The following is a 23,178-nucleotide window of genomic DNA, read 5'->3' as shown; positions in this document are numbered from 1 at the left end:
AGACGGCCCCCATCGGGACGATCACTGGAGATCCACATCGGGACGCGAAACGGCCCGCTGAACTGCACTTACGTGCCGGTCAGCGGGCTTCCGCCAACGTCGGGCCGACAGGATTCGAACCTGGGCTCCATATACGTCCACATGAGACACCGACCGGCGAAAAACCGGAAATCGCAGCACAAATCGGTGCGGATCGCTGACGTTGCGCGCAGTACAACACAGTCCAGGACAGCACGATCCGCCCGATGGAAATCAACTCCTCGGCCGAATCGACCCGCACACCTGATGGTGCTGACACCGCACGGCTACCGGCCAGCCCGTGTTGACCAGCAGAGATAACGATCAAGAGAACTACCGCGAAGTTTCGCTCAGGGCCGTTCCAAATCCCGGCCAACCAGCGCGAAACGAGGAGTCAACACGTCCATTGTGGTCGGGCACGACGCCGGGAGCGCGTACTCGCGGACCACGTGAGAGCTTCGCACGCACGGAGCCAGCGCTTTGTGATATTGGATACGGTTTCCGCGGATACCTTTCACGCTGCGGTGAAAGGATTGTCGAGCCCTGTTCCGGTAGTAGAGGCTTCCTGCCGCTGACTCGACCGACGGCCGGAAAGGGGACTTCTCCGAACATGTTGCCTCCCGAGGACTTGCTCGAAAGCACTGCCCCCGACGCCGCCGCCGCGGCGCCCGGGTCACTCGATTCGTTCCCGGTCCTGGGCATCGACCACCTCCGATTCGTGGTGGGGAACGCCAAGCAGGCCGCCCACTTCTACGCGACGGCCTTCGGCATGCGCTGCGCCGCGTACCGGGGACCGGAAACCGGGTATCGCGATCGGGCCGAGTACCTCATGGTCGCCGGGCGAACCCGGTTCCTGCTCACCGGCGCGGCGCGTGCGGGCACCGAGATCGACCGCCACCTAGCGGTCCACGGCGACGGCGTCACCGACATCGCGCTGCGGGTCGCCGATGTGGACCGCGCGTACGAGAACGCAGTGCTGCGCGGCGCGACCGGGCTGGAGGCGCCGCACGACGCTGAAGGCGCCGACGGTGTGCGGCTCGCGGCGATCGGGACCTTCGGCGACGTCCGGCACACGCTCGTCGAGCGGACCGACGACGCGGTGTTCCTGCCGGGCTTCGAGGCGCGGGATTCGACCGGTGCCGTCGAGGGCGCCTTCCACGAGATCGACCACGTGGTCGGGAACGTCGAGCTCGGCCGGATGAACGAGTGGGTGGAGTTCTACCGGCGAGTGATGGGCTTCACGAACATGAAGGAGTTCGTCGGCGACGACATCGCCACCGAGTACTCGGCGCTGATGTCGAAGGTGGTCGCCGACGGGGAGCACAAGGTCAAGTTCCCCATCAACGAGCCGGCCGTCGGCGAGAAGAAGTCGCAGATCGAGGAGTTCCTGGAGTTCAACGGCGGACCCGGGGTTCAGCACATCGCGCTGGCCACCGACGACATCACCGCGGCGGTGCGCCGGATGCGCGCGGCCGGGGTGCAGTTCCTGGACACGCCGGATGCCTACTACGACACGTTGGACGAGTGGGTCGGGGAAACCCGGGTGCGGCTGGACGAACTGCGGGAGCTCAAGATCCTCGCGGACCGCGACGAGGACGGCTACCTGCTGCAGATCTTCACCGCGCCGGTGCAGGACCGGCCGACGCTGTTCTTCGAACTGATCGAACGCCACGGCTCGCAGGGATTCGGCAAGGGCAACTTCAAGGCCCTGTTCGAGGCGGTCGAGCGCGAGCAGGCCCGGCGCGGAAACCTCTGATCGGCCTCGGCGGGAGGGCCCACCCGATGACATCGAACCCACTTGAGACCGCGCCGCGTCCGCTGCTGGCGTTCGTGCGCCTGGGGCGCCCGAAGTTCCTCTTCCAGAGCATGCTGGTGGTCGCCGCCGGCGTCACGATCGCCGTTCACAGCGGCCACCAGGCGAGCCTCGGCTGGTACCTGGTGACCCTGCTGTTCGCGTGGTGCACGCACCTGATGACGCACTACTGCAACGAGTACTTCGACCTGGAAGCCGACCGCGCCAACGCCGCACCCACGTCCTGGACCGGCGGCAGCCGGATCCTGGTCGGCGGGCACCTGCGGCCCGAGGTGAGTCTCGGCGCGGCGTTCGTGCTGCTGTTCGTCGGGGTGCTGCTGCTCGCGCTGCTGCCGAGCCTGGAGACCCGGCTGGTGGCGACGGCGATCGTCGCACTGGCCTGGCTCTACACCGCTCCCCCGCTGCGGCTGAACTACCACGGCCTGGGCGAGGTCAGCTGCGCACTGGTGCTGTACGGGCTGGGACCGCTGCTGGCGTGCGTCGTGCAGGCCGGGACGATCGACACCGCCGGGCTGGGCTACGTCGGCGTGCTGTTCGTGTTCCAGTTCCTGCGGATGGCCATCATGAACCTCTCCGACATCGAAGGGGACCGGGCCACCGGCAAGCGCACCCTCGCGGTGCTGCTCGGCGCGGCCGGGCTGGTCCGGCTGTTCGCGGTCGGCCAGCTCGTCGGGTACGCGGCGATCGCGCTGCTGCTGGTCACCGGCGTGATCCCGGTGTCGGCGGGGCTGTTGATGCTGGCCACCGCTCCGGTGCCGATCTGGGTGACCCGGCAGCTGACCACGGGTGCGCTCGCCGAGCCGCGGCGGGCCAACGCGGTGACGTTCTGGGCGTCGATGCACATGCCGCTGACCTCCTCGTCGATCATCGTCGGCCTCCTCGTGGACCTGGCTGTCCACGGTGGACGGCTGTGGCAACCGTGGCTGGCGGTGGTCGGCGCGACCTTCCTGATCTTCGGCACCTGGCTGGTCCGCGCCGCGCAGACCAACCGCGCCGGCGCGCCGAGTCCAGCTGGGTGAGCCCCCACCCGAACCTGCCCAACCACGACGAGCGAGGTCGACCATGACGACGTCTCCGGTCACCGCCGATCACGACCTGATCGCGAGCGCGACCCACCGGGCACGCGGACTCACCGAACCGCTGCTGCGCAACATCGTCGAAGCACTGGGCCCGTCGCTGACCGCGATCGGGTGCTACCACTTCGGCTGGCAGACCGACGAGCCCTACACCGCGGGCAAGGCGATCCGGCCGACCATGGCGATCCTCGCCGCAGAGGCCGTCGGCGCCCCACCTTCGGCCGCGCTGCCGGCCGCGGCCGCCGCCGAGCTGGTGCACAACTTCAGCCTGATCCACGACGACATCATCGACAGCGACGAGCAGCGGCGCGGCCGGCCTTCGGTGTGGAAGGCCCACGGCGTGCCGGCGGCGATCCTGATCGGCGACGCGCTGCACGCCGCGGCGTTCGAGTTCCTGCTCGGCACCGGCCGGCCGAACGCGGCGGCGGTCGCGGAGCGGCTCGCGGTGGCGATGCGCGAGATCGTGATCGGGCAGGTGCAGGACATCGAGTTCGCCGAGCGCCCCTGGTCGGGCCCGCAGGCGGTGCTGCTCGACGAGTACCAGGCGATGGCCGAGGCGAAGACCGGCGCGTTGCTGGCCTTCGCCGCCGCGGGCGGCGCGCAACTCGCCGAGGCTCCGCCCAGCGCCGTGCGGACCTTCGACGTCCTCGGCCGCCACCTCGGCCTGGCCTTCCAATGCACCGACGACGTGCTGGGCATCTGGGGTGATCCGGCGGTCACCGGGAAGCCGGTCTTCGGAGACCTGCGCGAGGGCAAGAAGACCTTGCCGGTCATCGCCGCGCTGGCCACCGACACGCCCGCCAGAGCGCGGCTGGTGCCGCTGCTCGCCGAGGGCCTGCGCGACGACGCCGGGCTCCGGCTGGCCGCCGAGCTCGTCGAAGAGGCCGGCGGCCGGAAGTTCGCCGAGCAGGAGGCGTCGAGGCACCTCACCGGGGTCGGCGAGTGCCTGGACTCGCTGGACATGCCCGACACCGTCCGAAAGTCCTTCGAGGCACTGGCAAACACGCTGATCGGAAGGACACGGTGACCCGAGAACTGTCCACAACGGACCAGGTGGAACAGGCGATCCACGCCGCCGAACAGGTTCTGCTCGGCGCGGCGGGCGCCGGCTCCTGGCCGAATCCGCGCCGCGCTGCGGTCTCCGGTGCCGCCGGCGCGGTCCTGGCCCTGCACTTCGCCGACGCCGATCGGTCGGCGGACCTGATCGCCGGCGGCGTCGCGTGGCTGCTGCGGGTGCAGAACCCCGACGGCGGCTGGGGCACCCTCGAAGGCTTCCCCAGCGACTTCGTCGCGACCGCGATGGCCACGGCGGCGTTGCACCTGGCGGCGGGTTCGGACGGCGCGGACAGCGTCTCCCGCGCACGCGGCTGGATCGACGGCCGGGGCGGCGTGGCGGGACTCGACGACCCGATGATGGGACAGCTGTGCGGCCTGGTGCTGTCCATCGCCGGCCTGCAGGACGCGAACCGGTTGCGACGGGTTCCGGTCGAGCTGGTCCTGCTGCCCGCCGCGCTGCGCAGGCGGCTGCTGTCCTACCTGACCCCGCCGTTCCTGGCCCTGTCGTTCATGCAATCCCGGCAGCGCAAGCACAATCCGCTGGCCCGGGCCATCGACCGGCTCGCCCGACCGGTCGCGGCACGACTGCTGGAGGCGTTCGACCAGCAGGAAGGCGGGGTCGGTTCCTATGGCGGCGATCCATGGCTCACCGGCCTGGTGTGCACGGCGCTGACCCGGGCCGGCGCCGCCCCGGAGCTGGCCCGCCGTTCGGCGGAGTACCTGCGGATGACGGCGCAGCCCGGCGGTTCCTGGCACCTGGTCCACGGCGTCGAGGCCGACCGGGTGGAAGTCACCGGCATGGCCTTCAGCGTCCACGGGCTGGCGCTGGCGGGCCACTCCGCCGATCCGCGGCTGCTCCGGGCCCGCGGTTGGCTGGCCGGGTGCCAGCAGCTCGAACCGTCCGAGGTGTACGCGAGCCCGGCGGGCGCGTGGGCCTGGACCGGCCGCAAGGGCTGGCCGAACGCGCTGGAAACCGTTCTGGTGCTGCGAATCCTGGTGGCCGGCGTAGAACTCGATCCGGAGACCGAGCGGATCATGCGGCGCGGCATCGCGTGGCTGATCGCGCAGCAGGACAAGCGTGGCTCGTGGAGCACTTTCGTGCGAAACACCCTGGTGCCGCTGGACGGTCCGTGCCCGTTCATCACCGCGCTGGCGATCGAGATCCTGCACAGCGTTGGTGTCGCCACTTCGGACCCGCCGATCCGCCGCGCCCTGCGCTGGCTCGAGCGGCACCAGGCTCCCAACGGGTCGTTCGAGGCCAGGTGGCATCGCGGCGGCGTGCCCGCCACCGCCGCCGTGGTGCACGCGCTGACCGAGCTCGGCATGCGCGGGCATCCGGTCGCGACCAAGGCCCGGGACTGGCTGCTGGCCGCGCAGCTCGACGACGGTTCGTGGAGCACCGGGCGCGGTGATCAGGACGGCACCCCGGACGAGACCGGGCACGCGACCCGCGCGCTGGTGGCCTGCGGCGAGCACGAAGCGGCGCGGCGCGGCGCCGAGTGGCTGGTCGCCGCCCAGCAGCCGGACGGCCGGTGGGAGCCGGGCCAGACCTGCATCTACATCCGGGACTACGTGCACTACTCGGATCCTCTGATCGCGCAGGGGTTGGCGATCGGTGCGCTCGCGGTGTATCGGGAGGTGGGCAATGGCTGAGTCGTCCGCGACCTACGACGTCGTGGTCGCCGGGGCCGGTGTCGGCGGCCTGGCGGCCGCGCACGCGCTCGGCGCGCGGGGCTTGCGGGTGCTGTTGTTGGAGAAGCAGCGGCAGCCGGTGGCGATCGCCAAAGGCGAAGTGCTGCAACCGAGTTCGATCCGCATCCTGCGGGAATGGGGCGTGCTGCCCGAGTTGCGGGACCGCGGCGCGGTGCGGCTGGACCGGCTGGTGATCCGCGAAGCCGACGGCCGCGAGGTGATGGTCTTCGACTACGCCGCGCTCGCCGGGCAAGACCACCACCTGCTCAGCCACGACTACTCGGAAGTTCTCGGCGTGCTCGCGGACGGCCTCGCCGACGAGGTCGAGTGGCGGCGCGGTGCGCTGGTCAAGGACCTGAGCCGGGATGCGAGCGGGCGGACGGACGGGGTCGTGGTCGGCGAAGGCGACCGGATCTACGAGGTGCGCGCACCGCTGGTCGTCGCCGCCGACGGCCTGTCCTCCCGGCTGCGCAAGCTGGCCGGGATCACCACCGACCCCGTCGAATACGCCCACCGGTTGGCGTCCTTCGAACTCTCCGGCGGACCGGAGCTGCCCAGCGAGGTGTCCGCCTACCTCACCGACCGCGGCCTGCGGCTGCTCTACCCGTTGCCCGGCAACCGGATTCGGCTCTACGTGCAGGTGGGTGCGGATGAGCTGCGCGGCATCAGGAAGGACGAGCTGACGGCGTGGTGCGACGGGCTGGCGGCCGATGCGCCGTCGCTTCGGCCGCTGCTCGATTCGTTGCGGGCGAGTCTCGACACCCGGCAGTTGCTGAAGCTGTGGCGGTTCACGGCATCCAGGATGTCGATGCCCGGACTGGCCATGGTCGGCGAGTCGGCGCACGCCGTGCACCCGATGGCTGCGCAGGGCATGAACACCGCCATAGCCGACGCGCACGCCCTGGCCGGGCTGGTCGGCGACGGCCCGCTGCAGAAGTCCGCGGTGGACACGGCGTTGGCGAGCTACCAGGAGGCGCGCGCCGGTTGGGTCCGCCACATCGACCGGATGAGCCACGATGCCACCCGGATGATCACCGACACGTCGTGGGCGGGCAAGGTGATCGGCCGCCGGATGCTGCGCCACACCAGCCGGAACAGCCGCTTGCGCTACGTGGCGACCTACAACATGGCAGGGCTGGGCATCCGCCCGTTCACCGTGCTGGACCGCATGCACCAGCTCGGGCTGCCAGATCCGCGAGCGGGAAGGACCCCGGCTTGGGCGTGAACGGACGAGCAGTGGTGCTGGGCGGTGGCCTGGCGGGTGTGCTGGCGGCGTCCGTGCTCGCCCGGCACCTGGATTCGGTCGTCGTGATCGAGCGCGACCGGTACCCCGACGGTCCGGTCGTCCGCAAGGGCGTTCCGCAGGCGCAGCACGGACATCTGCTGCTGACCGGCGGGGTCCGGCGGCTGGACGCGCTGCTGCCCGGCGTCGTCGACGAGCTGCTCGGGCACGGCGCGCGCCGGCTCGGGCTGCCCCGCGACGTGGTGTCGCTGACCGCGCAGGGCTGGATGCCGCGGTTCCGCGAGATGCGCTTCGCGCTGTCCTGCAGCAGGGCCCTGCTGGACTGGGTCGTCCGCAAGCGGGTGCTCGGCGACGGCCGGATCCGGGTGGCGGAGGACACCACCGCGTTGCGGCTGTGCGGCGACGGTGCGCGGGTGACCGGGGTGCTGGTGCGGGACCGGGCGTCCGGGCAGCCGCGGCTGCTCGAAGCGGACCTCGTCGTCGACGCGACCGGGCGCGGCTCGAAGGCCCCGGAGTGGCTGCGGCTGCTGGGACTACCGGAGGTGCGCGAGGAGCTGGTCGATCCCGGACTCGCCTACGCCACCCGCCTCTACCGGGTGCCGCCTGGTGCACCCGCGGACTTCCCCAACGTCTCGATCCAGGCCGAGCCCGGCAACGGTCGTCCCGGCCGGGCCGGGGTGATCTTCCCCATCGAAGGCGACCAGTGGTTGGTGACCCTTTCCGGTACCAGGGGCGCGGAACCGCCGGTGGACGACGCCGGTTTCGAGCAGTTCGCCCGGGCGTTGCCGCACCGGGTCGTCAGCGAGCTCATCGCCGCCGCCGAACCGCTCGGCCGCGCCCGCGGTTACCGCAACAACGCCAACCGCCGTCGTCGCTTCGACCAACTCCGCCGGTGGCCGGACGGCTTCCTGGTGATCGGCGACGCGGTGGCGACGACGAACCCGACCTACGGGCACGGCATGTCGGTGGCGGCCGGCGAAGCCGTTGCCCTGCACCGGGGGCTGCACCGGCATCGGCTGCGCCCGGGGAGCTGCCGCCGGATCCAGCGCGGGATCGCCGCCGCCGCGAACGCGTCCTGGCTGATGGCGACCAGCCAGGACCGGCTCTACCCGGACGTGGTCGGCGGCGGACCCAGCCGCGCCTTGTTCGTGCAGAAACGGCTGACCGACCGCCTGCAACGGGTCGCCGCCCAGGACCCGGCCGTCTTCGACGCGCTGTTGCAGGGCCACACGCTCTCCGGCGTGCCGTCTCCGCTGGTCATCCCCCGGGTAGTCCGGGGCTTGCTCCGGGGCGGCGCCCGCCCGAACAACGGCGACCCGCCGTTCACCCCCGCCGAACGAGCCGTGTTGGCACCGCAGGACCCGCCCGAAGGAGGCAAGGCTTGACCGATCAGATGGCGTTCACCGAGGACGAAGTCGCGCAGTTCTACGACGGCCTGGAGAAGTTCCTCTCCTCCTGGCTCGGCGAGAGCATCCACTACGGCTACTGGCCCGGCGGTGCCGGTGGCTCGTTCACCGAGGCCCAGGACCGGCTGACCCACCTGCTAGGCGACCGCCTCGCGCTGCGCCCCGAGCAACGGCTGCTCGACGTCGGCTGCGGAACCGGCCGCCCCGCCACGCTGCTCGCCCAGTCCTCGGGTTGCGCGGTCACCGGGATCACCATCAGCCAACGGCAGGTCGAGACCGCCCGGGAGCGCACGGCCGGGTTCGCGGGCAAGGTCGGCTTCGAGCTCGTCAACGCGATGGAAATGCCTTATGCCGACGGCGAATTCGACGCCGCGATGGCGCTGGAATCGCTGCTGCACATGCCCGACCTGAAGCGGGCCCTGGCCGAGGTGCGGCGCGTGCTGCGACCGGGTGGCCGCTTCGTCGTCGCCGACTTCTTCGAGGTGTCGAAGGCGTCGGCGCCACCGGGTGGCATCCCGTTCAACCCGCCACCGCCGCTGGACGAGCTGACCGACCGGATCCGGACTGCGGGATTCGAGGTGACCGACGTCCTCGACATCACCGAAGCCACCCGGCCGACCTACGCGGAGCTGCTCGCCGCGGTGCGCGCGCAGCGATCCACATTGGACTCACTTCGGGACGCCCGGATCGCGGAACAGGTCCAGCGGGCCATCCCGCTGATCGTCGAACACGCCCTGGAGCACACCGGCTACGCGGTTCTCACCCTCCGCAGGAGCTGAAAGCACCGCTATGTCCCCTGCGAAGCCAAGGAATGAATCCTTTTCATCCTGGTCGATCCGCAGCCGCGACGCCGGCAGCCCCGCGCCACGGGGCCGCCGCAAGGCGGCGCAGCCGCCTTAGCCCACCATCGCAACTCGCACCGCCGCGGGTTCACGGTGCCCACCCCTCCGGGGTTCCCTCGGCGAGGACGGCCCCTCCGCCGTGTATCGGACATACATCAGGAGGGGCACCCGCAGACCAGGGAGCATCTGAGGTTCCGCCACCCGCACCGCCACCCAAAACGAGGTTGGAAAAGGCTCAATGGAAGGAAGAACCGACTTGACCGACCAGAGCACGTTCACCGCGGACGAGGTCGCGATGTTCTACGACCAGCTGGAGGAGTTCTTCTCCGCCGTGCTCGGTGAGAGCATCCACTACGGGTACTGGCCCGATGGCATCGATTCGCCATCGCTGACCGACGCCCAGGACCGGTTGACCGCGCTGCTCGGGGAGAAGCTGGCGCTCGGCCCCGAGCACCGGCTGCTCGACGTCGGCTGCGGAACCGGCCGCCCCGCCACGCTGCTCGCGGAAGCCCTCGGCTGCGACATCACCGGCATCACCATCGCCGAGCGCCAGATCGAGGCGGCCGACCAGCGCGCCGCTGCCGCCGGGGTCGCCGACCGGGTGCGCTTCCAGTTCGCCGACGCGATGGGAATGCCGTTCGCCGACGACGAGTTCGACGGTGTCCTGGCCCTGGAATCCCTGCTGCACATGCCGGACAAGAAGCGCGCCCTGTCCGAGGAGCACCGGGTGTTGCGGCCCGGCGGGCTCCTGGTCATCGCCGACTTCTTCGAGACCAAGCCGCTGCCGCCGGGCACGGTGCCGGACGCGGCGGTCGACGTGCTGCCCAACCACGTGCCACCGCCCCTGGACGAGATGACCGGCCTGGTGCGCGCGGCCGGGTTCGAGGTGACCGAGGTCCTCGACATCACCGAGCGGACCCGGCGCTCCGGCGAGGCGATCCTGGCCGCAATCGGCTCCTACCGGCCTGCGGTGGATTCGGTGCAGGGCAAGCGGATCGCCGAACAGGTCCAGCAGGCGATCCCGCTGATCGTCGAACACGCCCAGGAGCACACCGGCTACGTCGTGCTCACCGCGCGCAAGGCGGTGTCGGCATGACCGCGGCCGAGCAGCGGTTCTGCCCGTTCGACGTGGGCGAGGAGTTCCGGCGGCTCCGGGAGGACGATCCGGTCTCCCGCATCGAGCTGCCCAGCGGAACACCGGCGTGGTTCGTCGCCCGGCACGCCGATGCCCGCCACGTCCTCACCGACGAGCGGCTCAGCAGCGTCGACGCGTCCCGGCTGATGCGGCCGGGCGCGGGCGACGACCAGGTCGCGCCGCCCGGCCCCGGGGTGCTGCTGTTCTACGACCCGCCGGAGCACACCCGGCTCCGGCGCATGCTGGCAGGGAACTTCACCGTTCGGCGGATGAACCAGCTGCGGCCGATGGTGGAGTCGATCGTCGCCGGCCAGCTCGACGAGATGGCGCGAGCCGGTTCGCCGACCGACTTCGTGCGCTCGTTCGCACTACCGGTGCCTTCCCTGGTGGTCTGCGAACTGCTCGGCGTGCCGTACGCGGACCGCGCCGAGTTCCAGCGGCGCACCGCCGCGCAGGTGGACCTGGCAATGGGCGAGGAACACGCCGCCGCGTTGTGGGCCGAGTCGACCGAGTACATGGCGCGGCTCGTCGTCGACAAGCGCGCCCATCCCACCGACGACCTGCTCGGGCGGCTCGTCGCCGAGCACGGCGAAGAGCTCTCCGATACCGAGCTCGCCGGTATCGGCGTCTTCCTGCTCGGCGCTGGCTACGAAACCACGGCCAACATGCTCGGGCTGGGCACGTTGCTGCTCCTGCGCCATCCGGAACAGCTCGCCCGGCTGCGCGACGCCATGGGCGACGGGACCGCGGTCGACCGCGCGGTGGAAGAACTGCTGCGGATCCTGACGGTCGTCAACAACGCGGCGATGCGACAGGCGAAGGAAGACATCACCGTTGGTGGGCAGCTCATCCGCGCCGGCGAGTTCGTGCTCGTCTCGCTGGGCTCGGCCAACCGGGACGACGCGGTTCACGAGCGCTCCGACGAGTTCGACATCGGGCGCGCTCCCGGCGCGCACCTGGCTTTCGGCCACGGCATCCACCACTGCCTCGGCGCGCCGCTGGCGAGGCTGGAGATGCAGATCGCCTTCCCGGCGCTGCTGAAGCGGTTCCCCGCGCTGCGGTTGGACGCGCCGTTCGACGAGATCGAGTACCTGCCGCAGTCCCTGGTGCACGGCGTGCGCGCCCTGCCGGTGGCGTGGTGAAACGGGAGGCGCGATGACCGACGTCCAGCACGAGTCCCCGGCGTTCCCGATGGCCCGGCCACCGGGCTGCCCGCTGGACCCGCCCGCGGAGTACGGGCGGATGCGGGCCGAGGCCCCGGTGGCCCCGGCGATCCTGCCCGACGGCAGGCGGACCTGGTTGATCAGCCGGTACGCCGACGTGCGCGCGGTGCTGCGCGACCCGCGGGTCAGCGCCGACCTGCGGAAACCCGGCTTCCCGATCATCTCCGCGGCCGAGCGCACCCTGGTCGACGTCGGATTCCACCCCGGGTTCATCCGGACCGACCCGCCCGAGCACGGGCAGCTCCGCCGGATGGTTTCGGCGGACTTCACCATCAGGCGCGTGAAGGCGTTGCGACCGGCCATCCAACGGCTGGTCGACGAGCGCGTGGACCGCATCATCGACGGCCCGAAGCCGGTGGACCTGGTCGCGGAGCTGGCCCTGCCGGTGCCGAGCACGGTGATCTGCTGGCTGCTCGGGGTGCCCGTCGCCGACATCGGCAAGTTCAACGAGTGGACCCGAGCCGTGGTCGACGCCGACACGACCCCCGAGCAGACCCAGGAGGCCAACGCGGCGATCCTGGGCTACTTCGACGAGCTGATCGCGATCAAGCAGCGGGAACCGGCCGACGACATCGTCTCCCGGCTGGTCCGGCAGCACGAGGCCGGCAAGCTCACCCGGCCCGACGTGCTCACCACCTCGATGCTGCTGCTGGTGGCGGGGCACGAGACCACCGCCAACATGATCTCGCTCGGTGTCCTCACCCTCCTGCAGCATCCGGAGCAGGCCGCCGCGCTGCGCGAGAACGCTGGTCTCGCCTCCCGCGCGGTCGAGGAACTGCTGCGCTACCTGTCGATCTCGGAGTTCGCCACCACCCGTGTCGCCACCGAAGACCTGGAAGTGGGCGGCCGGCTCATCCGCGCCGGTGACGGGATCGTGGCCCTGACGCCGTCGGCCAACCGGGACGCGACGGCCTTCCCGGATCCGGACGCCGTGGACATCCACCGGAAGGCCAGGCAGCACGTCGCCTTCGGCTTCGGACCGCACCAGTGCGTGGGCCAATCGCTGGCCCGGGCCGAACTGCAGATCGTCTTTCCCACGCTGCTGCGGCGAATTCCAGGCCTGCGGCTCGCCGTTCCCGCCGAGGAACTCCGCTACAAGATCAACGAAGGCATCTTCGGCGTGCTGTCGCTCCCGGTGACCTGGGACTGAGCCCGCCTGGACGGATCGGCCGCTGTTCGGCAAGTGGGAGGTGATCTCGCCGGACTCCGTGCGCTGAGCACGGCCGAGCGGCGCGACAGGCACGTCGGGGCCGCGCGTCACACCGGCAACAGAACTCCTAAGACGATTCACAACTTGGCTCGGAATTGGCCCCGAGTCTCCCTGCCGCCACACGCGGAGCACAGTTTTCGCTGGACACAGCGCTAATCCCATACCGAATCGGTCAAGTTCGCACTTGAACGAACTCGGCTTGAAAAGCACACCGGAACACGTCTAGAAATGACGACACGTCATGAAAGATTGCCCGAGCAAGCGGGTAGTCCAATCGGGCAGATATCTTCACCCTTTCCTGGCGGTTCCGGAGGACCATGACCGAGCGGCATGATTCCGATGGGTTCGCGGCGTCTGATCGCGAGCTTCTGGATGCGGTGTGGTCGTTGAACGAGGCGGTCCCGTGGTCGTTCAGCTTCGCCCGTGATCAGCCGACCTGGACGGCCGGCCTGGACGTTCTGCTGGGCCTGCCCGGTGCGACCCGCGACGACCTCCGCGCCCGGCTGATCGAGCTCATCGGTCCCCTGATCGCGACCGCCCGCTCGGCCCCGGCCGGGGAGGTCCTTGAACAAGAACAGCGTTGCACCACGGCGACCGGGGAAGAGCGGCTGCTTCGTTCCCGCGCCCGCATGGTCGGGGACACCTGTACCGGTGTCCTGCTCGGAATCACCACCGACGTCACGCAGGGACACCAGGACCGGCAGGCGATGGCCGACCTGGCCGCCCGTTACCGGCTCCTCGTCGAGCGCAGTCCGGACGCGATCTGGGTTCACCAGGACCGAATGGTCGTCTATTCCAACCCCGCTGCCGTGCGCCTGCTCGCGGCCGAGTCCAGCGCGCAGATCGTCGGTCGCCCGATCACCGATTTCATCGCCGGGCACGCGATTCCAGGCATCCAGGAACGGCTCGCGGTGCTGACGACCCCGGGCACGGCCGCGATGCCGGCAGAGGTCGAGATGAAGCGTCTCGACGGCAGCACGATTCCGGTCCAGTCGGTGGCGGTGCTCATCAACTGGGAGGACCGGCCCGCGTTTCAGGTCATCCAGCGGGACGTCACGGCCCACCAGACGGCCGAGGTCGCGCTGCATCACCAGGCCGCACTGGTCCAGCACGTCAGCGATGCCATCATCGCCACCACCCGGGAAGGGGTGGTGACCAGTTGGAACCGGGCGGCAGCGGCCATCTACGGGAGGCCCGCCGAGCGGGCCCTCGGCCAGCACATTGGTGCGGTGGTCGGCGCGCCGCTGGATCCCGCGGCGCTGCTCGCCGCTGGTGGCCTCACCGAAGCGCGGCACCTGCACGCCAACGGATCCGCACTGGCCATCCGCGTCTCCGCTGCGGAGATGCCGTCCGGCTTCGTCCTGGTGTGCGCCGACGAGACCGCAAGACGGCGGGCCGAACAGGACTACGCCACCGTCGTGAACGCGCTGGACGAAGGCGTCATCGTGGCCGACGCGAAGGGACGCGTCCTGTCGGCGAACCCCGCAGCGGCGCACATCCTCGGAACCACCCGTGCGGAGCTCGTCGGCTCACCGCTCCATGCCTGGCCGCTGTTCGATGAGACCGGGGCACCGCTGCCATCGGACGCTCGCCCGTCAACGCAGACCCGCCACACCGGAGTCCCGCAGAATTCCCGAGTGCTCGGAGCCCGGCGAAGCGACGGACGCGGCGTGTGGCTCGCGCTGGCCTCGCGATCGCTCACACCGGACAACGACGCGCCGCACCCGATTGTCATCTCGTTCACCGACATCACCGAGTCCCGGGCCATCCGGGAGCGGTTGGAGCGAGAGGCCACGCACGACCCGCTGACCGGCCTGGCCAACCGCACCTTGGTGCTCCGGCACCTCGAATCCGCATTGCGATCCGCGCACCGAACGCGCCCTACCGGGGTGCTGTTCATCGACTTGGACAAGTTCAAGGTCATCAACGACTCGCTGGGTCACGGTGTCGGCGACGAGGTGCTGCGCGTCGTGGGAGAGCGCCTGCGGAAGCTGGTGCGCGAGGGCGAGGTGGTCGGCCGGCTCGGTGGTGACGAGTTCGTCGTCATCTCGCACGATGAGGACGATCGCAGGAAGCTCCGCTTGCTCGCCGAAGGGCTGCGTCGGAGCCTCACCGATCCGATCAGCGTGGAGGGCAGGAAACTCCATGTTGATGCCAGCATCGGGATCGTGCTGGCGCCACCCGGTGATCCCAGGACCGCCGCGGATGTGCTCCGCGACGCCGATGTGGCCATGTACCACGCCAAAACGCTCGGCCGCGGCCGGACCGCGTTCTTCGACGTGCAACTGCGTGAACGCGTGCAGCGCCACCTCATCCTGCAGCAAGACCTCCGCGAGGCGGCGCACAAGGACGAACTCTGGATGGCCTACCAGCCCATCATCGACCTGGGCACCGGACAGGCGGTCGCAGCGGAAGGCCTGCTGCGGTGGACGCATCCGTTGTATGGCACGGTATCGCCGGCAGAATTCATCCCGTTGGCCGAGGAAAGCGACCTCATCCACGAGATCGGCGCCCACATGCTGCGCATGGCCAGCTGTGAACTCGCCGCCCACCGCACCCGGCACCAGGTCGCTCTCCGGCTCAAGGTGAACCTCTCCGCGCGCCAACTCGAGGACCCCTACCTGCACAACGACGTGCACGAAGCCCTTGCCGAAGCCGGGCTTCCCGCCAGCGCCGTCTGCCTCGAGGTCACCGAAAGCGCCCTCATGCACGACCCGACAGCGGCGGCGCAGGTGCTCAGCGACCTGCGCCGACTGGGGGTCAGGCTGGCCATAGACGATTTCGGGACCGGCTATTCCTCACTCGCCCAGCTCCAACGACTCCCCCTGGACGCCCTCAAGATCGACCGATCGTTCATCACCGGGATCGACGAGAACCCCGACTCCGAGGCCATCGTGAACAGCATCATCGCCATGGCGCACGCGGTCAAGCTCACAGTCGTCGCAGAAGGCGTCGAAACCGCCCAGCAAATCGACCTCCTGCGGCGCCTCGGCTGCGACCAGGCACAAGGCTTCTACATCGGCAAACCCACCCCCATTGAGCAACTCCTCGACAACTGCTGGACTCCGTAGGTAAACCGGTGAACTCCGCGTTGCCGGCCTCGGTGAACGGGTGCGGCGCGGAAGTGTCAAGACGATCGGATCTCCATTGAGGTTTTTCCAACCTCGTTTTGCGCGGCGGTGCGGGTGGCGGCCCCCCTGCGGGAGTTACAGCGCCCGCCTGGACTGTGGGTGCCCCTCCTGATGTATGCCAATACACGGCGGAGGGGCCGTCCTCGCCGAGGGAACCCCGGAGGGGTGGGCACCGTGAACCCGCGGCGGTGCAAGTGCCGTAGGTGGGCTATGCGCCTACGGCGCATGCGACACCCCACCGACGTACGGCGTTGCGGCCCGCTGCTGCGGACCGACCAGGATGAAAAACGCTCATTCGCGCGCGTAGACCTCCGTACCACCGACGTAGGTGGCCCGGACTGCGATCTTCGAGATCTGGTCGTGGGGCACCTCGAGCGGGTCGTCTTCGAGCACCACGAAATCGGCGAGCTGACCGGCGACCAGTGCGCCCTTCAGCCCTTCCTCACCGGTGCTGGCCGCTGATCCAGTCGTGTAGACCGACAACGCCTCGGCCGGAGAGACCCGCTGCCCCGCACCGACGACCGATCCATCCCAGCCGGTCCGCGTGACCATGCTCTGCACCGCCAGGAGGGGTTCCACCGGACCACACGGATAGTCGGACGAACCGGCGACGGTGATGCCGGCGTCCAGGAAGGAGCGGTGGGCGAACATCCGCTCCACCCGGGCCTCGCCGTACCAATCGATCAAGCGCCCGCCGTGCTGGTGGACGTAGTTGCCGAACGGCACGGCGATCGCAGACAGAGCTCGGATCCGGCCGAGGATGTCGTCGTCCACCAGACTGCAGTGCTCGATGCGGTGCCGCAGTCCAGGTTTCGGCATTTCCCGGTGGGCGCGTTCGAGTTCGTCGAGCACGAGCCGGATTGCCCTGTCCCCATTGGCGTGGACGCAGACCCGGTTGCCATCGCCGTGCACCGCCCGGACGATGTCGGCGAGTTCCTCCCGCGTGAGCACCTGGATGCCGTGGTCGCCAGTGCCGTGGTGCGGCTCGTCGAGCAGGCACGTCCGGCCGCCGACCGCGCCATCGGCGAAGGTCTTGACACCGACGAAACGAAGCCCGGTGTCCCCGAAGCCCGAACGAAGGCCGAGCCGGTGCAAGGTGTCGTAGTGCTCCGCGGCCAGGAGGAACCCGACCCGCATCGTCAGCAGCCCCTGCTCCCGCGCCGCGGCGAAGAGGCGGATGTCGTCCGGCCCCACGAGTGCGTCGCACACCGATGTCACGCCGGCCGCGTGCCAGCGGCGCACCACGCGTCCGAGCGCCTCTACCCGGTCGTCGAACCGAGACTGCGGTACGACCGGACCTCCCGCCGCATTGACGTGACCGTAGGCGAACTCGTTCAACGCGCGTTCGTAGAGGACGCCATCGAGCCGCCCGGTCGCGTCCCGGCCGTACTCGCCACCACTCGGAGGTAGCGACTCATCGGTGATGCCGCCTGCGGCCAGCGCTGCCGAGTTGACCACACCCCAGTGACAGGCGACGTGCAGCACGATCGCCGGGACGGCGCCCGTGACCGCGTCCAGGTCCCATCGGGTGAGCCGGCGGCCCTCGGCCATCCGCGCATCGTCGTAGCCGAAGGCGCGGACCCAGCCGTCCACCGGTTCGCCCCTCGCAGCGGCTCCGATCTTCGCGGTCAGCTCCGCGAGGGACGACACCTCCGCAGGGGACACGTCGACCTGGAGCTCGCTGTCGGCGGCCATCGACAGGTGCACGTGCGCGTCGTTGAAGCCAGGGGTGACAACTGCGTCGCCCAGGTCCACGAGCCGCGCGAGAGGCAGCGACCGCCGAAGGTCGTCCGCATCGCCCACCGCAACGATTCTGTCCCCGAGCACCGCGACCGCGTCAGCGGATGGGGAGGACGGCGTGATGACCCGACGCGCGCGGAAGATGCGCGGCTCGGCTGACGAATGCATGCGATTCCTTCCAGGTTTTCGATGCTGAGGAAGCTGGGACCGCGCCTGCCGGGGTGCTCACGACTACTGGCGCGCAGGGGTTCGCCCGGGTGAACGTCGCACCGAGTCTCAGGCGAGCGCATCGCTGGCGCGAAGGTCCGAGTCGTCCGGCAGATCCGCGACGCCTTGGGACTTCGCTGTCCTGCGGCCCAGCGCGGCCACGCACACCAAGGTCAAGACGATCAGCCCGACGTGGTAGGCGACGACCAGGCCGATCCCGCCGCTGGAGAGCAGGGACTGCGCGATGAGCGGGACCGAGCCGCCGATCACCGTCGCGGAAAGCTGGTAGGCCAACGAGATTCCGGTGTACCGGATCCTGGCGGGGAACGCGTGCGTGAGGAAGCCGGCGAGGACGGCGAAGTAGGCCGGCGCGACGATGTTGATGAGGACCATGCCGAGGACGATCTTGCTCCCGTCACCCGTGCTGACGAGCAGGTAGAAGACCGGGGTGAGGAGGGCGCTCGCCGCCAGAGCCACGATCATGAACCGCGTGGCGCCGACGCGGTGCGCGATCAGCGCTGCCACCGGTTGCGCGCAGAACTGGACGACGGTGCCCACCAGCAGGGCCGACAGGATCGTCTCCCGGGTCACGCCGAGCTCGGTCGTGGTCCAAGCGATCATGAACGCGTTCAGGAAGTACGCTGCGCCGATCCCGATGGCCGATGCCCCGATTCCCAACAGGACTGCGACTGGGGCCGTCCGCAGCACTTCTGCCGCCGGTGCCTTGACGATCTCGCCGCGTCGCTTGGCCGCCAAGAACTCCGGCGACTCGGCCACGGTCAGCCTGATCACCAGGCCCACTACCAGCAGGACCGCAGACACGAGGAACGGAACGCGCCACCCCCAGGCGGCGAAGTCCTCGGCCGGCAGCCGGCTCACGCCCAGGAAGACCAGGGTCGCCAGCAGGCCACCCGCCGGCGAGCCCTGCTGGGCGAAGGCACCGAAGAGGATTCGACGGCTCGGCGGCGCGTGCTCAGCCGCGATCAGCACAGCTCCTCCCCATTCACCGCCAAGCGCCAGGCCCTGCACCAATCGGAGCAGGATGAGGAGGGCCGGGGCAGCCATCCCGATCGAGGCATAGCTGGGCACCAGACCGATGGCGGTGCTGGAGACGCCCATGAGGACCAGTGTGGTGACGAGCGTCTTCTTGCGGCCGATCCGATCGCCGAGATGACCGAAGACCACGCCTCCCAGCGGCCGGGCCAGGAAACCCGTCCAGAACGTCGCGAAGGACGCGAGCAGACCGGCTACCGGTGACGCCGTGGGAAAGAAGACCTCCCCGAAAACGAGCGCCGCGGCGGTGCCGAAGATGAAGAAGTCGTACCACTCGATCGCGGTGCCGATGAACGATCCGAGGCCCGCCCGGCGGGCTGCGCGGAGATCAGAAGAACTGGACATGCCGTCTCCTCGGCAACAGGAGCGTGGAGGCTCGGTGACCGGAACGGGATCTGATTCTGGGCGCATGTGGCATAGCCGTCTAATGCCCGTTAGCATCGCTGCCCATACCCCGGAGGCATGGTGGAGATCAGAGTTCTGCGGTACTTCCTGGCAGTGGTCGACCAAGGCTCGATCACGGCGGCCGCGCGCGATGTCCGAATCGCACAGCCCTCGATCTCCCGCCAACTGCGCAACCTCGAGCGCAGCCTGGGCGTGGAACTCTTCTCGCGCACGCCGGGGCCGCGAAAGCTCACCTTCGCCGGGGAGCGCTTCCTGCCCCTCGCCCGTGACCTGGTGGCCCGGGCCGACCGCACGCTGGGCGCGGTCAGGACCATGACCCAAGGGCATGACGTGCCGTTGACCGTCGCCGCGCCCCCGACCACGATCGCCGACTTTCTGGCGCCCTACCTCGCCGACCGAGGCGCCACCTCTTCAATTCGCGACATCCTCGAACGCGACGCGCGCAGCGTGTACGACGTCGTTGCGCGCGGAGATGCCGACCTCGGCATCGCGCCCGTCCCGCCGCCCGGATCGATGGAATCCCGCGTCGTGGGTCACGCCCCCGTGCTCGCACTGGTGCCACCAACCCACCAGCTGGGGCGAATCGGCGAAGTCGAGCTGACCGAGCTCGTCCACGAGCAACTGATCCTGATGCATCCCGTCAACGCGGGTCGCCTGGCGCTCGACGCGGCTGCCGCACGCGAGGGTTTGGTCTACAACGAGCCGCGAGTGGTCTCGACAACCGTCGTGGCCCGCGCCTTGGCGGCCTCGGGCCACGGGATCGCCGTGCTCACCGACAAAGCGATTTTCGGACTCACCCCGGTCGCCATCCGGGTAGGCGAGAACCTGCTCTCCGTGACCCTGTACGCCGGCTGGGACAGGACCCACTGGGCCGGCGCACAGGTAGCCGCGCTCGTCGACTCGGTCTCCCGGTTCCACCGAGAAGTGCTCGCACCCATCCGTCTCTTCGAGAGCGCACCGGGCGACGGCTCGGAGTAACGGCCCGAGGTCGCCGCTACCGCGAGACCTTCCCGCGGCGTGCCCGCCGCCCAGCGGACGATTCCGCGCCACCCGGTAGGCCGCAAGCACGACCTTGCGGCCTGGCCAACACCCCGCACCTCGCGGATCAGCTGCGCCCTTTGGGGCAGGCGGATCCGGTGTGGTGCTTGTGGCGCTTGTAAAAGGGGCGTGGACACAATCCACTTCGCTCAAACGGTGTCGGCGGAACAATGACACCTCGTGAGAGGTGGCTCATGGTGGTCTGCAACACGCACGCGGCCGAATGAACATGCGCCGTTTGCGACATGCGCCTGGAACCGACCCGGCGGCAGTGCTGCCGCATGAACGGAGCTTCCACAGATGAGTCAGCCACCCACCGAGGAATACCGCCGCGCGCTCAGCAGCCGGCACATCAACATGATCGCCCTGGGAGGCGCGATCGGGGTCGGGTTGTTCCTGGGTTCGGGCAAGGCCCTGCACCAGGTCGGCCCCGGCCTCATCGTGATCTACGCGCTCGCGGGCCTGATGATCTTCTTCGTGATGCGCGCGCTGGGCGAACTGCTGATGTACCGGCCGGTCAGCGGCTCCTTCGCGGAGTACGCCGGGGAATTCGTCGGACCGTGGGCCCGGTTCGCCACCGGGTGGGGGTACTGGCTGGTGTGGATCGTGACCGGCATGGCCGAGATCACCGCCGTCGGCAAGTACTTCCAGTTCTGGTTCCCTCACGTTCCACAATGGATTCCGGCGCTCGTCGCGTTGTTCGTCCTCACCGGGGTCAACCTGATCGCGGTACGGCTCTTCGGCGAGTTCGAGTTCTGGTTCGCGCTCATCAAGGTGCTGGCCATCATCGGGCTGATCGTGCTGGCCGCGGCGATCCTGGTGTTCGGCTTCAGCGATCTCGGCAGCTCGGCGGCGGTGAGCAACATCTGGTCGCACGGCGGGCTCTTCCCGAACGGCCCGACTGCCGCGCTGCTGTCGTTCCAGATCGTCATGTTCGCCTTCGTGGGCGTGGAAATGGTCGGTCAGACCGCGAGCGAGAGCACGAACCCCGAGAAGGTGCTGCCACGCGCGATCAACTCGGTCATGTGGCGGATCTTGATCTTCTACGTCGGCGCGCTCACGGCGCTGACCGTGTTGGTGCCGTGGAACCAATTCCCGGCGAACGGCAGTCCTTTCGTCCACGCCTTCAGCCTGATCGGCATCCCGGCCGCGGCCGGCGTGGTGAACTTCGTGGTGACCACCGCGGCGCTGTCGTCCTGCAACAGCGGCATCTACTCGACCGGGCGAATGCTGCGCACCCTGTCGCAGGACGGGCAGGCGCCGCGCAGGGCCGGCCGCCTCAACGCCCGCGCCGTACCATCCCGCGCCATCGCGGTCACGTTCGTCGCGATGCTGCTGGGCGTCCTGATCAACTACCTGGCCCCGGAGGAGGCCTTCACCTACATCACCAGCGCGAGCACCGTCGGCGCCATCTTCACCTGGGGCATGATCATCGTCGCCCATCTCGGGTTCCGCCGGAAGGTGGCCGCGGGTGAGATCCGGGCTGGGAAGTTCCGGATGCCCTTCGCCCCGTACTCCAACTACCTCGTGCTCGTCTTCCTCGCGCTCGTCGTAGTACTGCTGGCGTTCGACCCGGACACCCGGATCGCGCTTTACCTCACCCCGATCCTGGCCGGCGCGGTCGCGGTCGGCTACCTCGCGGTGCGCAACCGCCGACCGGTCGCCCCGACTGCCGCCCCCACCGAGCACCCCCTGTCCTGACGACCGGTGATGCTCGTGCGTGCGCTGGAACCGCCCCCAGCGCACGCACGAGCGATAGATCCCTACTTCAGGAGCAATTCCCGAGCACCCCAGCCCGAAGTAGTGCTGTTCGGCCCCGGCGACCGAGGAGAACCCACCGCCGCCGAGTAACTTGAACGATCGTGGGCGACTGATCGGGTCGCCAGACGCAATCACCATCGTCAAGATGTCATTGCCCCCGCCTCCCTCCCCCGCAGGCAAGCCGCGGCGCTTCCTACCCGGAAAGCGCCTACGCCCGCCTCTGAAGGGCAGTTGCAGGCACTGCAGGAGATGCCGAATGAGAACATCCCCGGAAGTACCGCAGAATCCGAAATTCTCGACTCCCCCGATTTCCGGAATCATCTTCAACCTCGATGATGATGTTCTCGTCAACGCCGGGAGCACCTGGGCGGAGATCTGGCATGTCTTCCTCACCCTGCGGGGACACCGTCGAAAACCCGACGATTCCGTCGCGTTCCGCGGTTCCAGGCAATGGCTGGAGCGCCTTGCCGCACTGTCCAGGGGGCTGGACCCTGACGAGGTAGCGGAATGGTGCACGGACTACGCGATCAACGCAATTGCCGCAGGAAGCCTGTGCCTGCGTGACGGCGCAACCGATCTCGTATCCTTGGCCGCAGGCCGATTCCCCGTCGCACTGGTGTCGTCCGCACCGAGACGATTCGTCGAAGCCGCGGTATCGGCGTTCGAATGGGGTCAATACTTTGCAGCAGTGGTACATGCGGATGAGATACCGGATGCCAAGCCCTGCCTCGACACGTACGCGCTCGCTGCGGCGCGACTCGGCATCGATCCACAGCAGTGCCTCGCGGTCGGGAATTCCTGCGATCGGATTCCCTTTGCCCGTGCAGCCGGCATGGACGTTCTCCCGATGTCCACGCCAGAACGCTCGTCGCCACCAGACGGCTTGGCCGCTCAACTCAGGCGGCGGCTCGCCTTCCAGCAGCAGATCGCGACCTCACCCTCCGAGACGTCGACGTCGCGGCAACCGAAAGGAGCTCGCTGAAAGACGCGGTCCGGGCGTCGAGGTCGATGCCGAAGGGATCCTCGGGGAAATGTTCCGTTACCCGCGCCGGCGGTCGCACTCCAGTCCGTTGTGGACACTGGCGTTGTCCGGACGGGCCAGTAATCCACCAGCGCCGTAAGCGGAATC

At 69.3% G+C, this 23,178-nt stretch carries 16 protein-coding genes; 14 read left to right on the top strand and 2 right to left on the bottom strand.

Annotated features, from left to right (window positions below; translation table 11 throughout):
* Window positions 1-646 precede the first annotated feature (646 nt).
* The 11 genes from hppD to AC07EQ_RS19300 all read left to right on the top strand — a co-directional run bounded on the left by hppD (window position 647) and on the right by AC07EQ_RS19300 (window position 15,785).
* Window positions 647-1,774: a 4-hydroxyphenylpyruvate dioxygenase gene (gene hppD, locus AC07EQ_RS19350; protein ID WP_478389299.1), complete on the top strand. Its 1,128-nt coding sequence runs from the start codon at window positions 647-649 to the stop codon at window positions 1,772-1,774.
* Between the two features lie 26 nt (window positions 1,775-1,800).
* Window positions 1,801-2,850 carry a prenyltransferase gene (locus tag AC07EQ_RS19345; protein ID WP_478389298.1) on the top strand — a complete coding sequence of 350 codons (1,050 nt, stop codon included), beginning with the start codon at window positions 1,801-1,803 and terminating at the stop codon, window positions 2,848-2,850.
* 43 nt (window positions 2,851-2,893) lie between these two features.
* Window positions 2,894-3,934 (top strand): polyprenyl synthetase family protein, encoded by a 1,041-nt coding sequence (locus AC07EQ_RS19340; RefSeq protein ID WP_478389297.1) that lies wholly within the window; start codon window positions 2,894-2,896, stop codon window positions 3,932-3,934.
* Window positions 3,931-5,616, top strand: coding sequence for a prenyltransferase/squalene oxidase repeat-containing protein (locus tag AC07EQ_RS19335; protein WP_478389296.1), 1,686 nt, complete (start codon window positions 3,931-3,933; stop codon window positions 5,614-5,616). Before AC07EQ_RS19340 ends, AC07EQ_RS19335 begins: the two co-directional genes overlap by 4 nt.
* The gene (locus tag AC07EQ_RS19330; protein ID WP_478389295.1) at window positions 5,609-6,880 is read left to right on the top strand and encodes an FAD-dependent oxidoreductase; all 1,272 of its coding nucleotides are present in this window, start codon (window positions 5,609-5,611) and stop codon (window positions 6,878-6,880) included. Before AC07EQ_RS19335 ends, AC07EQ_RS19330 begins: the two co-directional genes overlap by 8 nt.
* On the top strand, window positions 6,877-8,283 hold the full coding sequence (locus tag AC07EQ_RS19325; protein ID WP_478389294.1) for an NAD(P)/FAD-dependent oxidoreductase: 1,407 nt from the start codon (window positions 6,877-6,879) through the stop codon (window positions 8,281-8,283). The genes AC07EQ_RS19330 and AC07EQ_RS19325 overlap by 4 nt, the downstream gene beginning before the upstream one ends.
* On the top strand, window positions 8,280-9,083 hold the full coding sequence (locus AC07EQ_RS19320; protein ID WP_478389293.1) for an SAM-dependent methyltransferase: 804 nt from the start codon (window positions 8,280-8,282) through the stop codon (window positions 9,081-9,083). Before AC07EQ_RS19325 ends, AC07EQ_RS19320 begins: the two co-directional genes overlap by 4 nt.
* 319 nt (window positions 9,084-9,402) lie before the next feature.
* Complete coding sequence (locus AC07EQ_RS19315; protein ID WP_478389292.1) at window positions 9,403-10,242, top strand: SAM-dependent methyltransferase; 840 nt, start codon at window positions 9,403-9,405, stop codon at window positions 10,240-10,242.
* Complete coding sequence (locus tag AC07EQ_RS19310; protein ID WP_478389291.1) at window positions 10,239-11,423, top strand: cytochrome P450; 1,185 nt, start codon at window positions 10,239-10,241, stop codon at window positions 11,421-11,423. Before AC07EQ_RS19315 ends, AC07EQ_RS19310 begins: the two co-directional genes overlap by 4 nt.
* Window positions 11,424-11,436: 13 nt before the next feature.
* Entirely contained in the window at window positions 11,437-12,654 is a 1,218-nt protein-coding gene (locus tag AC07EQ_RS19305; RefSeq protein WP_478389290.1) for a cytochrome P450, read from the top strand.
* Window positions 12,655-13,031: 377 nt separating this feature from the next.
* Window positions 13,032-15,785 (top strand): sensor domain-containing protein, encoded by a 2,754-nt coding sequence (locus tag AC07EQ_RS19300; RefSeq protein WP_478389289.1) that lies wholly within the window; start codon window positions 13,032-13,034, stop codon window positions 15,783-15,785.
* Window positions 15,786-16,136: 351 nt separating this feature from the next.
* On the opposite strand, the gene AC07EQ_RS19295 is transcribed toward AC07EQ_RS19300, so the two are convergent.
* Entirely contained in the window at window positions 16,137-17,753 is a 1,617-nt protein-coding gene (locus AC07EQ_RS19295; protein WP_478389288.1) for an amidohydrolase, read from the bottom strand.
* Window positions 17,754-17,861: 108 nt separating this feature from the next.
* A complete protein-coding gene (locus tag AC07EQ_RS19290; protein ID WP_478389287.1) occupies window positions 17,862-19,190 on the bottom strand; it encodes an MFS transporter in 1,329 nt (442 codons plus the stop codon).
* Between the two features lie 117 nt (window positions 19,191-19,307).
* On the opposite strand from AC07EQ_RS19290, the gene AC07EQ_RS19285 reads away from it, so the two are divergent.
* From AC07EQ_RS19285 to AC07EQ_RS19275, 3 genes are all read left to right on the top strand, one after another.
* Window positions 19,308-20,228 (top strand): LysR family transcriptional regulator, encoded by a 921-nt coding sequence (locus tag AC07EQ_RS19285; protein ID WP_478389286.1) that lies wholly within the window; start codon window positions 19,308-19,310, stop codon window positions 20,226-20,228.
* A 360-nt stretch (window positions 20,229-20,588) separates the two neighbouring features.
* Window positions 20,589-21,989, top strand: a complete 1,401-nt coding sequence (locus AC07EQ_RS19280; protein ID WP_478389285.1) for an amino acid permease — start codon at window positions 20,589-20,591, stop codon at window positions 21,987-21,989.
* A gap of 316 nt (window positions 21,990-22,305) precedes the next feature.
* Entirely contained in the window at window positions 22,306-23,031 is a 726-nt protein-coding gene (locus AC07EQ_RS19275; RefSeq protein ID WP_478389284.1) for an HAD family hydrolase, read from the top strand.
* The last annotated feature ends 147 nt before the right edge of the window (window positions 23,032-23,178 follow it).

This window comes from Saccharopolyspora sp. NPDC045839 (genome assembly GCF_056431645.1).
Note: the sequence above shows the minus strand (reverse complement) of the source record. Positions and strands in the feature narration are given on the sequence as shown.

What these genes read in the sequence shown, in the direction of transcription:
- AC07EQ_RS19330 (WP_478389295.1), top strand. Translation starts at nt 5,609, where the DNA reads ATGGCTGAGTCGTCCGCGACCTACGACGTCGTGGTCGCCGGGGCCGGT.
- AC07EQ_RS19285 (WP_478389286.1), top strand. Translation starts at nt 19,308, where the DNA reads ATGGTGGAGATCAGAGTTCTGCGGTACTTCCTGGCAGTGGTCGACCAA.
- AC07EQ_RS19345 (WP_478389298.1), top strand. Translation starts at nt 1,801, where the DNA reads ATGACATCGAACCCACTTGAGACCGCGCCGCGTCCGCTGCTGGCGTTC.
- AC07EQ_RS19295 (WP_478389288.1), bottom strand. Translation starts at nt 17,753, where the DNA reads ATGCATTCGTCAGCCGAGCCGCGCATCTTCCGCGCGCGTCGGGTCATC.
- AC07EQ_RS19275 (WP_478389284.1), top strand. Translation starts at nt 22,306, where the DNA reads ATGAGAACATCCCCGGAAGTACCGCAGAATCCGAAATTCTCGACTCCC.
- AC07EQ_RS19300 (WP_478389289.1), top strand. Translation starts at nt 13,032, where the DNA reads ATGACCGAGCGGCATGATTCCGATGGGTTCGCGGCGTCTGATCGCGAG.
- AC07EQ_RS19290 (WP_478389287.1), bottom strand. Translation starts at nt 19,190, where the DNA reads ATGTCCAGTTCTTCTGATCTCCGCGCAGCCCGCCGGGCGGGCCTCGGA.
- AC07EQ_RS19340 (WP_478389297.1), top strand. Translation starts at nt 2,894, where the DNA reads ATGACGACGTCTCCGGTCACCGCCGATCACGACCTGATCGCGAGCGCG.
- AC07EQ_RS19280 (WP_478389285.1), top strand. Translation starts at nt 20,589, where the DNA reads ATGAGTCAGCCACCCACCGAGGAATACCGCCGCGCGCTCAGCAGCCGG.
- AC07EQ_RS19310 (WP_478389291.1), top strand. Translation starts at nt 10,239, where the DNA reads ATGACCGCGGCCGAGCAGCGGTTCTGCCCGTTCGACGTGGGCGAGGAG.
- AC07EQ_RS19305 (WP_478389290.1), top strand. Translation starts at nt 11,437, where the DNA reads ATGACCGACGTCCAGCACGAGTCCCCGGCGTTCCCGATGGCCCGGCCA.